The organism is Bacillus aerolatus (assembly GCF_009183655.1).
Classification (GTDB): Bacteria; Bacillota; Bacilli; order Bacillales; family Domibacillaceae; genus Pseudobacillus; species Pseudobacillus aerolatus.
Genome location: NZ_WEIO01000009.1, coordinates 84,369 through 98,450, shown reverse-complemented (window position 1 = coordinate 98,450; position 14,082 = coordinate 84,369). Strand labels below are relative to the sequence as shown.

Sequence of the window (14,082 nt, the reverse complement as noted above, 5' to 3'; positions counted from 1 at the left end):
ACAAAAGGAGAATGATTGTGAAACTAATGAAATTTATTGTTCAGAGAAAAATTTTAGTTGGATTAATGGTTGCTTTAGTTGTAATGATTGGAAGCTATTCGGTTTTTAATTTAGACAAAGAGTTAATGCCATCAATAGGGATGGATGGTGCTTATGTGGAGATCAGTGCTGGCGAAATGGCTGCCATTGAAGTGGAACGGACCATTACAACTCCCTTGGAACAGAAAATTGAAGGGATTGACGGCGTGGAAAGCATCCACTCAACAACGAATATAGGTAGAAGTTCCCTTCAAATAACTTTTGAGCGCGGACGAGGAGAAGAGCTGTACAAGGAAGTTGAATCGATTGTTAATTCCTCAAAGGCTGAGATGTCCGGAATAACGGATGTCGCAGCAGGGCAATATGGAGCGAGCCAGAACTACGAATTTTTCATGGATGTATCTGGCGGAAATATGGATAAAATCTCCTCCTTTGCGAAGAATGTTTTGGAACCGAGATTAGAAGCATTACCTGAAGTAAGAGACGTATCGCTTGCAGGAATTTTAGAGCACGAAGTTACCATTGAATTTGACCGTGAAGAAATGACGAAAAATGGGTTGGATGTTATGCAAGTGGTTCAGGCCATTGAGCAAGTAAACAATGAAGCAACTTTAGGCGAATTAAGCAATGATAAGGAATCCCCTTCCCTTCGCTGGAGTACGAAATTAGAGAACCTTGATGATGTAAAAAACATTAAAGTTCCTTCCCAAACTGGTTTCATTGAATTAAAAGACGTAGCTGATGTTTCTTTACAACCGCTGGAAAACTCCTCTTTTGTCTGGAAAAATGGAACGAAGGATTTTATTTTCGTCCAGGTCGGCCGTGTTTCTGGCGTTACACAAATTGAAATGGCAGAAGCTGTGCGTGCTGAAATTGAAAACATTCGCAAAGAAAACCTTGTTAAAGGCTTTGAATTAAACGAAATGGTAGCGCAAGCTGACTATGTAAAAGAATCTATTAATGGAGTGACAAACAATATTTTGATTGGCGGAATCATCGCAATTGCGGTTCTCCTGCTTTTCTTGCGTAACCTCCGGGCTACCTTTATTATTGGCCTGTCGATTCCAACCTCCGCGTTACTTACCTTTGCGGCAATGTGGATGTTTGATTATAGTTTTAATATTTTAACATTGATTGGGCTTGGGCTGGGGATCGGAATGATGGTCGATTCCTCGATCGTTATACTTGAATCGATATACAGAAAGAAAGAACAGGGTCTAACCAAGTTTGATGCTGTGTTAGAAGGCACAAAAGAAGTGGCTGCAGCTGTCATTGCATCCATGTTAACGACGATTGTAGTATTTCTGCCGATTGGGCTGATCGGGGGCGAAATGGGTCAATTCATGATTATGTTATCAGCAGTTGTAGCCATTACGCTCATAAGCTCCGTCATCGTAGCTTTTACACTTATCCCCTCTCTTTCGGAAAAATTTTTGAAGCTTCAGCAACCAAAGAAATCCCGTAAGGAAGGAGCTTTCCTGCGAGGCTACAGCAGAGCAGTATCCTGGACGATTAAGAAAAAGCGCCACAGTTTTGCGGTTATTGTTCTCTTTTCCATGATGTTCATCGGCTCGTTATTGCTTGTAACGAAAATACCAATGACCATCATGCCAGATATGTTCAACCGCTATACTGAGTTAATGGTCGATTTAGAAACAGGTCTTTCTATTGAGGAGAAAGAAGAACTTGCACAAGAAATAAATGAAACACTCTATTCGATTGAAGACGTAGAGTCAAATTACGTCATGGATAATGGCGGGATGTTTTATACCATTATCAATATGACGAAGGGCAATGATATTAAACGAGAACAAAAGGAAATAAATGAAGAAATCCTAAAATCGTTACGCAAGCTGCAGGAAACACAGCCGATTGAAAATGTCCAGAGTGTTATGTCTGGCGGTGGAAGCTCACCCGTTCAAGTGAATATTAAAGGAGAAAGCTTCGACCAGTTACAGACAATTGCAGATGGTTTTATAAAAGAACTTCAGGCGGTTGATGGGATTGTTGGAGTGACAAACTCTATGGAACGCACTTCTCAGGAGCAGGTTGTTGTATTAAAGCAGGAAGAAATTGAGAAGGCTGGATTGTCACAGCTCCAAATTAAACAATTTATGGAACAGGCCTTTTTGCAAACGCCTGTCGGCGAGATGACGATCAATGACGAAAACGTCCCATTAGCGATAAAATGGGCGGAAGAGACGAATACGAAAGCATCTCTTTTGAACTTAAAGGTTCCTGTTCGAGACGGGGAACAAAAGTTATCTACCTTTATAGAATTGAAAAGTGTGGATACTCCAAATGAAATTTCCCATGTGGACGGGGAGCGGCTTATCTCCATTTCAGCCGATATTGAAGGAAAAGATCTCGGAGCAGTTAATCGGGATGTACAAAAGTTAATAGAAGACTTTGAGGCCCCGACAGGATATACAGTCGCTGTGGCGGGAGACCTGGAACAGCAGCAAGAATTAATTATGGATATGGTTTTCGTATTAGCGATTGCGCTTTTCTTAGTGTACCTTGTGATGGCCGTTCAGTTTAACCATTTGGGCCACCCGTTCATCGTGATGTCGGTCATCCCAATGACGATTGTAGGAGTTATTCTGGGATTATTTATTACCCAAATGGAGCTTAACCTTATGTCGGGAATGGGGATCGTCATGCTTATTGGCATCGTTTTAAACAATGCCATCCTGCTCATTGACCGGACAAATCAGCTCCGCAAAGAAGGGAGTTCTGTTGAACATGCACTTGTTGAAGCGGGAAGAAACCGCATTCGGCCGATTTTCATGACAACCTTAACAACAGCCGGCGGAATGCTTCCTTTAGCTCTGGCATCCGGTACTTCCGGCAATTATCAAGCACCACTGGCAACTGTGATCATATCCGGTCTCATGTTTGCCACCTTTATCACCTTATTGCTGATCCCGGCCGTGTACTACCTGTTCACAACCTCCCGCTTTCGTTTTGACCGGCTAAGAAAAAAGGGGAAAAAAGCCAGGGCTGAAGTTTCTGCTGTACCTGAAAATGTAAGTTAATAATAGAAGAAACCCTTCTAGACAGGCTATACGCCATTGTCTAGAAGGGTTCTTTTACATAAATCTTTTTTTATATTTGCAATATAATTTTCCGTGCTCGCTTTTGTGTTTATTTTGTCCTATTAGGCTTGCAGTTGCTTTTTCTTGCCGCAAAGCAACCCGATCACCATCCCAAGAAGGGACGGAACGATCCAGCCAACCCCTTGCTCGTAAAGTGGGAAATACCCTAAAATCGCATCGAGGGAGCGGGATAAGAACGTAACATTGATCGTTTCTGTCAAACTAAATAAACCTGTTAACAAAATGGATGTAAAATAAACAGCCTTTGTTCTTTTTATATAGGAATCAAACAATCCAAGAATGATGAGCACAACAGCCATTGGGTAAATGGCACCAAGAATCGGAACAGACACCGCGAGAATTTGTGTCAATCCTAGATTCGCCACAACTGTGCTCAATAAAACTAACACAGTCGCCCATCCTTTATAAGATAACGCGGATAAATTACTTGAAAAATATTGACTGCAGGAAATGACAAGACCGATTGATACGCATAGACAAGCGAGTGTAAATAATGCTCCCAGCATGATCGTCCCAGCCTGACCGAAAAGTTCATTCATGACAATCGTTAACACTTTTGCCCCGTTATCAGCCTGTCCAAGTGCAGCACTTGAGGCGCCAAGATAGCCTAGAATGCTATAGATGACCGCAAGCAATGTTCCGGCTCCAATTCCGGCTATCATCATATATTTAGAAACCTTCTTAGGATCTTCTACACCTTTAGCACGAATCGTATTAGCAACTACAATTCCAAACACAAGCGCCGCCAATGCATCCATTGTTAAGTAGCCGTCTAAAAAACCTTTAATAAGAGGGCCGTCTTGATAATTCCCAGAAGGAGCACTAAACGAACCTATCGGCGTGAACAGGCTCTTAATAAAGATGATAAAAATTATGCACAAAAGAATCGGAGTCAATAACTTTCCAAATCGATCGACGAGTTTGGAAGGAGATAAACTTAACCATAAAACGACACTAAAGAAAACAATCGTATAAAGCAGCAACATATAGGACTGAGTGGCCAGCGTTTCAGGAACAAACGGTTTCATGCCCATCTCAAAGGCAATCGTTCCAGCACGCGGAATAGCCAGCCCAGGGCCGATTGAAATATAAATTAGAAACGGGAAAATAACGGCAAACAGAGGATGCACTTTTTTCGTAAGCGCTTCGAAACTGCCTGCTTTCGCTACAGTTAAAACCCCAAGAATAGGAAGACCGACAGCCGAAATAATAAACCCTGCTAAAGCCAGCCAAATATCATGACCGGCAGACCGGCCTAAAAAAGCGGGAAATATTAAATTACCCGCTCCAAAAAACATAGAAAATAACATAAAACTAATAAAAATAAGTTCTTTTGGAGTAAGGGGCTTCATAATGTTTTTTCCTTTCAAATGAATAAAACAAAGTATAACAACTCCCACCCTTCGTATCTACACAAATCAATAAGTTAAATAATTCAAATTATTCTCCTCGATCATTTTTTAAAACTAACTGGGGGCTAATACGGGGGCTTGAGCCATAGGGCATTAAATGATGGAATGCTTCACCGCGGCATACCTCATCAATATTTTGACGTGCGGAAATGGCTGAAATTTGAAAGAAGCCGTCAACTCCTTCGTATCTTTCATTGTTTATTTTTTGCCGGTGTGACGGATATTGGAAGGTAACTTTGTAGAGCGGGTTGGTATATGTCTTTTTAGGTAAATCAATAATAGGCGAAGGCGACCACTGCAAAGACATGATTCGAGCTCCTTCAAGAAGCCGGATGGGGACAGGGTGTTCAAGATCAACAACCCACATCTCATTGGCAAATTCCTGTTCCTTGCAACCGGAAAGATAAGCGATTTTCCTTCCATTCGGTGACCAAGTGACAGGTGCCGAAAAGCAATTGGAGATCGCCCATATCCGATCATCTTCCCCTCGGCGTCCCACAGTTCTGATCTGCGAAAAATATCCTCTGTCGTCAAAAGCAGTAGCGTTATATGCTATTAGCGAAGAATTAGGGGACCATTCCGGGAAATAATTTTTGGCGAGCGGTCCTCCCTTCACTTCATACACATTATTTGTTAAAAGCTCCACCGTGTGAATGATCGAAATACTGGCACCAGGAGTTGTATACAGCGCAAAAGTTCCATCGGGAGATAAACGGGCATTATGGAGAGGACCGCCCGTGTTTCTTGTTATTTGCTGTTTACCAGTTCCATCTGTTCGAATACGGAAAAGCTGACTGATATTTGATGCGTCCGGTGCTTGAAACAGCAGCTCCGTACCGCTTGGAAACCACTCAACATTGGAGGCACCAGGCTGCCTGATGCTTTGTGATTCGTGTGACATAACGTTATACAAGATCATATGGTTCTGCTTCGCATAAGCCAACCGTTCACTATCTGGTGACCAATCCAAACCGAATTCAGCCCCTTCGTCCAACTGGTCAATACTCGCTATTGAACCGGCAGTGACAAAGATGATATAGAGAATTCTGTTCTTCCCTACAAAAGCGATTTTACTGCTGTCCGGCGACCATATCGGTTTTGAGAATGAGTCGCCCAATTCGTTTGTTAACTGTACATTGCCTCCGTTTTGAGGGCTATATAACCAAATATCGTCATGTCCACTACGATCAGACGTGTAAGCGATCAATCCTTGGTCACCGGGAGGGGCGTAAGGAATGGTTAATTTCATACCTGGGAATAAGTTGAAGGATGGAAGTTGGTTTACTTGCCGAATCAGCTCGTAATTACTCCGCCCTCCCGTTATCACGTTATACCTTCTCGCGATCTGAAACAGCGTATCGCCAGGTTGAACCGTATAATAAGAAACGCCAGGCGGAACTTTCAGCAGCTGGCCGACCTGAATGACATAAGGAGGCTGAAGCCGATTAGCTTCTATAATAATGAATGCCGGCACTCCGTAAATTTGAGAAATTCGAACAACTGTATCCCCCGGCTGCACGCGATATGCGTTGACACCTGGCGGAATCGATAACTGTTGGCCCACAAATATCGTATACGGAGAAATCAAATTATTTGCTGCAATAAGGGATTCGACCGGAAGTTCCCACCTCCTTGAAATCTGGTACAATGTATCACCAGGACGAACCGTATAAAAAAGTTGCACCTTTCTCACTTCCTTATAATTAAAATACATTCCAGCAATGTATCAATAAGTTTACGTGTCTTCACCTCTCTGTCCATATGCTATGCTATTTGTATAGGCAACGTGAAGTTCAACAATAAGCACTCCCCCACCTAACACTTGAGGCTTTTGAAACGAAAAAAAGTCCGTCCCCTGCTTGTTTAAAACAGCGGGGGACGGACTCTATTACGCTCATACTTCCCAAAACACCTATCCAGCTATGGCGGCTAATAACCTATATCTTGAATTTTTGCACTTCCTTCAGCAGGACATCGGCATTTTGCGTTAAATCTTCGGACAGTTCCGATATTTTCATGACCGAAGTCGCCTGCTCCTGTGTTGAGGCAGCGACTTCTTCGGTAGAGGCTGCACTTTCTTCTGCCACCGCAGCAACATTAGAGATGACTTCAGAGATATTAGAAGCATTCATATGCAAATCTTCCGCAGCCGAAGACACTTCCTGAATTTGGACAACAATTCCTTCAACTGATTGTTCGATCTTATCAAAAGACGCTTTCGTTTCGTTCACTGCAGCTTCTTGTTTCTGCGCTACATCTATTGCCGTTGCAACTTCGCTTACACTCTTCTTACTGGCATACTGTATTTCCTTAATCAATGCGATAATGCTCTCGCTCGAAACCGCTGATTGTTCGGCCAGCTTCCTAACCTCTTCGGCCACCACGGAGAAACCTTTTCCGTGTTCACCGGCACGTGCAGCTTCAATGGCAGCATTAAGAGAAAGCAGATTCGTTTGCTCCGCAATATTATGAATAACACCTACAATTTCTTCAATCTTTTGAGATTTTTCAGCTAATAGCTCAATAGATTCTCCCACACGAATGGTGGTATCTCTACTTTCTTTTGCCAGATCGACTTGATTGACGACGATCTCAACCCCGTTCTTCATTGCATGGTTCGCTTCATCTATCATATGGACCGTTTGTTCAACATTTTGTGAGATGCTATGTACAGATTCTGTCATGCCTGCCACCATCTCCGAGCCCGAGTGTACGGACTGTGCCTGCTCAGCCGATCCATTAGCAAGTTCTTCTACAGCAGTTGAAATTTGTTCCGCTATTCTTCCGGTGTTTTCCGCATGATTGTACACATTCTGAGAGGTTGAATCTACAATAACTGCAGAATCAGCCACCTTTTGAATGAGTCCCCTTAAATTATCGGACATAGCGTTAAATGAATGGCCCAAGTCTGCGATTTCATCTCTTCCCTTCACAGCTACATGAGCCGTTAAATCACCTTGAGACATTTTTTGAGATGTTTCTTTAAGTCTGACGAGTGGCTTTACCATTCTCGTTGCAATCATAAAAGCAAGAAAAGCCACGATGATCAATGTTCCTATACTCATCAGTACATATTGATTTCGCAGAGAGTAAAATTCTTTATAAGCCGCGTCTTTAGAAACCGAAGCAGCCACTACCCAGTCTGTGCTCGGGATTTTTTTGTACATCATCAATCTTTCTTCGTTTTGAACTACGTACTCCTTTTTTCCAGATTCACTAGCTAACATGTCAACAACGAGCGGTTTCAGATTAGCATCATCCAACATTTTTTTGTTAAACAATTTATCATCGGGATGACTAAGAATCGTACTGTTCTTATCGATGAGGAACGCATAGCCATCACCATCTAATTTGACTTTTTTGATCGTATCCGTAATCGTAGACAAATTGACCTCTCCCGCAATCACTCCTTCAAAACCACCGTTTTTATTTAACAACGGTACGCTGATCGATACAGTAGATGAATTTGTTACCTTTTCCAAGTACGGATCTGAATAGCTCAGTTTGCCCGACTTTTTCACTTCCGCGTACCACGGCCTTGTTCGCGCATCATAACCGCTTTCCGGTACCCAGCCTGAGCCATCAATGAATGTCCCGTCTTCATAGCCGACGAAGAGAGCCGAGATATTCTGTGAGTTAGAGTCCCTTTGGAACGCCTGCAAATGAGTATTCTTCACTTGCTCCTTCGGCACCGCATCCTGAATGACCGTGCCAATCGTCTCCACCACTTTCGTATTGCTCTCAATCCAGCCGTTCAACTCACTGGCAGCCGCATCCACAGTCCCTGACAATTTGGCATCAATTCTCTGAGTGGCCTGTTTTTCAACACTTTTGAGACCTAGAATTGTTATAGGCACAATGGCTACAACAGCTACAACAATAAACCAAACAATAAGCTTCCTTTTCAAATTCACAAGTTTCACCTCAAAGTTTTTTAAAACATCAAAAAATAAATCACATATTTATTTATCGACAAAACTAGACAGTTATTTAGTTTTTTTAGATATTTATCGCTAGGGCTTTTCCGTAGTGGACATTCACCCTTATAATGACTTAAAAAAGGAGCCATGCCCTTTAAATCGAGGACATGGCTCCTTTTTTAAGGGGCTGGACCAATAATGGCCTAGCCCCCCGCTTTCTTATTTTTGGCTATCTTCTTCTGTTTGTGTCTCTTCTTCAGTTTCTGTACCATCTTCCGTTTCTGTTCCATCTGTTTCAGTAGTTTGATTCTCTTCCGTTCCCGTTCCGTCTGTTTCAGTATTATCGCTGCTGCAACCTGTGGCAATACCCATTAACATGAAAGATGCCATTAATACTAAAAGCCATTGTTTAAGGTTTCTCATCTTTCCTTTGCCTCCCCGATTGTTCCAATTTGAGTTACAAGATTATCATACAAGCTTTAAAGAAAATTAAAAGGCTCTTTTACAATTCTTAACAGTTGTTATTATTTCTTTATATTTGCTTAACGAATTCTTTAAAAACTTTTCAGAAAATTAAAATTCATCAGATCAGACTCCAAATACTAAAAAAGCTCACCAATGATAAATTCTGGTGAGCTTCTTCCTCTTATTCAAAATGATTTTGCTGCATGTTGCCAAATATTTTTTCTTTATTCATCCTTTAGCGGCTGCAACTGCTGTAATTGCTCCTTATTTTGATTCAACTGCTCTTGAAGACTATTAACGGATTCCAGATGTTCACTATTTTGAAGAGCATTACTGACCGCATTATCTGCTCGATCAATCATATTTTGCGCTTGTTGGATCAATTGCTGAGTAGGATGCGATTGAGCTTGTCCTACAGCTGTCGTTACATTTTCTACAGAATTACGCAATCGAGAGATACCATTGTCATTTTTCCAGCTCATTTTTGTGTGGTCCTCCATAGCAAAGTCCTCCTTATCATTTTTGGATAATAATACGTCCTTACTATGGCAAAACAATACCTTTTTTATTCATAGGATAGTGAAGTGAATTGAAAAAGATTTATTTTTGCCACCTTAAAAATATGAAATTGTGTCTTGTTGATGGCTATTACCTTAACATTCCAACAGATAAAAAAAGACAAAGATGTACAAAAGTTGTATAAATTCATAAAAAACAGACCCATTTTACTGGATCTGTACTAGGGTTCTTTCTCTTTGATGAAAGGTCGCTATGTGCGGCGCACCTAATTGCTGCAACAATTTCTTGTTTTCTGCAACGTATTTGCCAAGATCGTCTGGAAAGTGTGAATCTGAAGAAAGGGTAATCGGTACACCTTTGCCCACGATCGTTGTTAAAAAATCAACAGATGGGCACATTTCTTTGACCGGATAGCGATAATATAAACCCGCATTCACTTCCGTGGCGGTATTCGTCTCTTTTAATGCGTCAGCAATGCGTTCATACCATTTTTGATTAAATGATTCATCGTTTACTTTGAAATCAAATACTTTTAAATTATCTAAATGTGCAACAAAATCGAACATGTTTGAGCGGATCATTTTTTCAACTGTTTTATAAAAGCGTGTATACAGCTCTTCTAAATCAAGTTTTTCAAAGCGAGAGGCTGTTTGTGGATTATCAAATCCCCATCCGTCTACAAAATGAACAGAACCAATTACATAGTCCCACGGTTTTCCTTGTAAGAGTGCTTCTAGCTCAGGCTCTTGTCCGACAAAATAATCCGCTTCAATTCCTAACTTTAATGAAACGCCTTCTTTTTCCCAGCGTTTTTTTGCAGCTGTAATCGCATCAACGAATTCATCCATCTTTTCCGTCATGACATTTTGTAACCAATACGATTGCAATACGCCAATTGAATCGGTTGAATCAAGGTTCAACGCTTTTTCAAAATAATGTTTTGTTTCTTTAAAACGATACAAATGATCGACAACACCGACTTCTTTCAAACCAATTTGCTTTGCTTTTTTTAAATATAAATCAAGCCACTCTTCACCGAAACAACCACTATTCAGCCGCTTATGCAACTGATTCACTTGATGTTCAACTTTGGCTCTCGACCCGTATTCCTGCACTTCGTTCCCTTGAAAATGTCCAATAGCTTTCGCTGTACGTTCAAGCCAGCTAAACGAATACGGACCTTCTTCTAGATGTACGTGATAATCGACTAACATTCCGTCCGACTCCCCTTTGCGATAATCCATCGTTTATACCATTCTTGCCATTCTTTCGGACAAAGCTGATCACTTATGACTTCATCGAATTGGCTCGCTTTACCGAACGAAAAGAAAGACGGAACGCCTATTTTTGATGAATCTGCAAGCAAAATATTCTTCTTGCTGCTTGCCATCATTTTGGCTGAAACGAGCGACTCATCTAAATCATAATCATAGATTGTATCAGCAACCATTCCGCCACAGGAAATAAATGCTTTATCCATATGCATATGACTTAGCCACTCTAATGTCATGGCACCCGAAACAGAAGATTGCGCAGGGTTCGTCACTCCACCTAACATGATAACCTTGCCTGTCATTCGCTTCTCTTCAATCGCTTGGTTAAAACGATCTGCTGCCGCCATCGAATTCGTCACAACGGTTAAGTTTTTCACGTTTTGAATACAATCGGCCATATGAACCGTTGTCGTTCCAACATCGACTGCAATCGTATCACCGTCTTCAATACTTGATGCCGCTTCTAAAGCAATTTGTTCTTTTTCTGTCCGATTAATATCAAGCTTCCGTAAAAAAGCTTGTTCTTCTTCTAGTTTTGTAAATAAGACAGCTCCACCGTGCACCCGAGTTAACTGTTCCCGTTCTTCTAACTCGGTCAAATCTCGACGAATCGTTTCTGGTGTAACAGAAAACCTTGTCGCCATTTTTGCAACTGATACACGTTTCTCCTCATTCACCCATTGAATAATTAAACGCTGGCGTTCTTCCTTTAATTGATTCACGATAAGGCAATTACATCCTCTGGTTCTACGAATAATTGATATTCGGTACCTCGTTCAAAAGCGGAGGCACGGTGATGCAGTTGTTCCGCCGTAAATGACTTATCGCCCGCATGAAAAGTTGTGCGGATGACATTTCCATTCATAACAGAATCGCCAGCAAGTGCGCGTAGTGGGTAAGAGGAGACCCGGGATTGTAAATGAATGGATTCTGGACGAATCGCATATTTATGTGCGGATATCGCTATATTAGTCCCGAACAACTTCTCTAGCTGCTCTTTTGAAAAAACATTGTACCTGCCAATGAAATTAGCAACAAATTCGGTTTTAGGCTGTGTATAAATTTCAGACGGTGTTCCAGCTTGTGCAATCTTCCCATTATTCATGACGAAAATACGATCGGAAACGGACATCGCTTCTTCTTGATCATGTGTAACGAGAATCATCGTCATGTTAAGCTCACGTTGAATCGTGCGAAGTTCAACTTGCAAATGTTTCCGAATTTGAGCATCAAGCGCACTTAACGGTTCATCCAGCAACAATACTTTCGGACGAACAACGAGTGAACGGGCAAGCGCAACCCGTTGCTGCTGTCCACCAGAAAGCTCATGCGGATACGCTCCTTTCTTCTCTTGTAAACCAACGAGTTCTAACATTCTCCCTACTCGTTCTGCCACTTCATTTACTGGTTTTTTGTGCATTTTTAAACCGAACGCGACATTTTCATACACGGTCATATTCGGAAATAGTGCGTAGGATTGAAACACCATACCTACTTTGCGGTTTTTCGGCGGAGTGTTCTTCATGTCTTTCCCATCAATCATCACCGTGCCGCCTGTCGCATCTGTCAGTCCGGATAATATACGCAAGATCGTACTTTTCCCGCAGCCGCTTGGCCCAAGTAACGTGACAAATTCCCCATCTTCAATGTTCATATCAATTCCAGTAAGCACTTTTGTATGTTGATATTGTTTATGGACGTCTTTTAACACTACGTTACTCATGCGCGTGTCATTCCTTTCGCTTTTTTCGTTACTATCGCCATCACTAGCGTCAAAATCCCCATCAACACGATGTACACGAACACAATTGCGCTTGCAATATGACCACTTGTACTTAATTTCGACATTAAATAAATTTGAACCGTTTCAAAACGAGAACCAACTACAAGGTTAATCAACACAAATTCCCCAAATAAAACAGAGAATGATAATAAAGCTGCGACAAATAATCCTGGATAAACCGCTGGAAGCAACACTTTACGGAAAGCCTCTATTTTTGAAGCACCTAATAATTCCGCCGCGTCCATTAATTGACGGCCTTGCACATTCCGCAAGCTATTTCGTGTACCTTGGTATATATAGGGAAGCACACTAATCACATACACACCTAAAACAGCGAGTATCATCGGCAAACTCGTTCCTGAATAAAACCGAATTAAACCAACTGATAAAATAATCCCAGGGAAGGCATACACCATCACAACACTTGCCTGAAACCATTTTTCAAATGACGGGAAGTATAAAACGATCACAAAAATCGCCGGCACAATAAATAAAATGGAAAGTAACACAGCTCCACCTGAGAGAAGAACTGACCTGCCGAACGCTTCTACAAAGCGGGTATCTTGAAATAATGTACGAATCCATTCGAACGTTAATCCTTCCGGTAAAATGGTTTTATTCCATTCGGTTGAAAAGGCATACAAAGCCGTTGCAAAAATCGGTAAAGCTAAATATACACCGATCAGGATGAGCATGACGATTGTAAACTTCTTCATCGTTTCGACAAATCCTTTCTCGTTTTCTTGATGAGCCCTTCGCTAAGCAGCATCCCGATAATCATGATCACACCTAGTAAAACAGCAATGGCACTCGCCAATTCGGGTTGAGCGAAAATATCCCCTGAAATGAGTGATCCGATGCGAATGGCCGCTAAGTTATAATTACTTCCTGTTAAGGCGTAAGCAGATGCATATGCCCCCATCGCATTGGCGAATAAAATAGTGAATGTACCCGCAATACCAGGAAATAAAATAGGCAGTCCGATTTTTTTCCAAAACGCAAACGTAGAGGCGCCTAATAGCGCAGCGGCATCTTTCCATTGCTGCTGAATACCGGAATAAATCGGATATAAAAGCATGATTGTAAGCGGGAGTTGAAAATAAATATAAATGAGCAATAGCCCTGACCAACTGTAAAGCGAAAAAGATAAATCCCAGCCAAACGAATCAAGTGCTAATGTAAAGAGACCGCTGTTTCCGAGTAAAACGATAAAGGCAAAAGCTAGTGGGACACCCGAAAAATTAGACGTTAAATTGGACAAAATCAATAACCGTTCGCGGACCGGTTCGGAAAAATGTGTCATCGCATACACCCCTAATAAGGAAACGACTAATGCGACGAATGCTGACACGACAGACAAAGCTAAACTGTTTTTAAACCCTTGTAAAATATAAGAGCTTGATAACGCTTCTTGATAATGTTCTAACGTAAACCCATCACTATTTGAAAAACTGCTTATTAACATATAAATAAGCGGGACGAGAAAAAAGAACGTCATCAACAAAGCGAACGGGACTAATATGAGAAGTACGCTTTTTTTTCTATTCATAA

11 protein-coding genes are annotated in these 14,082 nt (G+C 41.5%); 1 reads left to right on the top strand and 10 read right to left on the bottom strand.

Going from position 1 to position 14,082, the window contains the following annotated elements; genetic code table 11:
- Window positions 1-26 precede the first annotated feature (26 nt).
- Complete coding sequence (locus F9802_RS14530; RefSeq protein WP_225435371.1) at window positions 27-3,077, top strand: efflux RND transporter permease subunit; 3,051 nt, start codon at window positions 27-29, stop codon at window positions 3,075-3,077.
- 122 nt (window positions 3,078-3,199) lie between these two features.
- On the opposite strand, the gene brnQ is transcribed toward F9802_RS14530, so the two are convergent.
- The 10 genes from brnQ to F9802_RS14480 form a co-directional block, all read right to left on the bottom strand.
- A complete protein-coding gene (gene brnQ, locus F9802_RS14525; protein ID WP_152153203.1) occupies window positions 3,200-4,510 on the bottom strand; it encodes a branched-chain amino acid transport system II carrier protein in 1,311 nt (436 codons plus the stop codon).
- 88 nt (window positions 4,511-4,598) lie between these two features.
- Entirely contained in the window at window positions 4,599-6,254 is a 1,656-nt protein-coding gene (locus F9802_RS14520) for a LysM peptidoglycan-binding domain-containing protein (RefSeq protein ID WP_152153201.1), read from the bottom strand.
- Window positions 6,255-6,507: 253 nt separating this feature from the next.
- Window positions 6,508-8,484: a methyl-accepting chemotaxis protein gene (locus F9802_RS14515; protein WP_152153199.1), complete on the bottom strand. Its 1,977-nt coding sequence runs from the start codon at window positions 8,482-8,484 to the stop codon at window positions 6,508-6,510.
- Between the two features lie 225 nt (window positions 8,485-8,709).
- Window positions 8,710-8,913, bottom strand: a complete 204-nt coding sequence (locus F9802_RS14510) for a hypothetical protein (RefSeq protein WP_152153197.1) — start codon at window positions 8,911-8,913, stop codon at window positions 8,710-8,712.
- A 266-nt stretch (window positions 8,914-9,179) separates the two neighbouring features.
- Window positions 9,180-9,455, bottom strand: a complete 276-nt coding sequence (locus F9802_RS14505) for a hypothetical protein (protein ID WP_152153195.1) — start codon at window positions 9,453-9,455, stop codon at window positions 9,180-9,182.
- A 225-nt stretch (window positions 9,456-9,680) separates the two neighbouring features.
- Window positions 9,681-10,688 (bottom strand): histidinol phosphate phosphatase domain-containing protein, encoded by a 1,008-nt coding sequence (locus F9802_RS14500; RefSeq protein WP_152153193.1) that lies wholly within the window; start codon window positions 10,686-10,688, stop codon window positions 9,681-9,683.
- On the bottom strand, window positions 10,682-11,470 hold the full coding sequence (locus F9802_RS14495) for a DeoR/GlpR family DNA-binding transcription regulator (RefSeq protein WP_225435367.1): 789 nt from the start codon (window positions 11,468-11,470) through the stop codon (window positions 10,682-10,684). The genes F9802_RS14500 and F9802_RS14495 overlap by 7 nt, the downstream gene beginning before the upstream one ends.
- Window positions 11,467-12,471 (bottom strand): ABC transporter ATP-binding protein, encoded by a 1,005-nt coding sequence (locus F9802_RS14490; RefSeq protein WP_152153191.1) that lies wholly within the window; start codon window positions 12,469-12,471, stop codon window positions 11,467-11,469. Before F9802_RS14490 ends, F9802_RS14495 begins: the two co-directional genes overlap by 4 nt.
- Entirely contained in the window at window positions 12,468-13,247 is a 780-nt protein-coding gene (locus tag F9802_RS14485) for an ABC transporter permease (protein WP_152153189.1), read from the bottom strand. The genes F9802_RS14490 and F9802_RS14485 overlap by 4 nt, the downstream gene beginning before the upstream one ends.
- The gene (locus tag F9802_RS14480) at window positions 13,244-14,080 is read right to left on the bottom strand and encodes an ABC transporter permease (protein WP_152153187.1); all 837 of its coding nucleotides are present in this window, start codon (window positions 14,078-14,080) and stop codon (window positions 13,244-13,246) included. The genes F9802_RS14485 and F9802_RS14480 overlap by 4 nt, the downstream gene beginning before the upstream one ends.
- Window positions 14,081-14,082 lie beyond the last annotated feature (2 nt).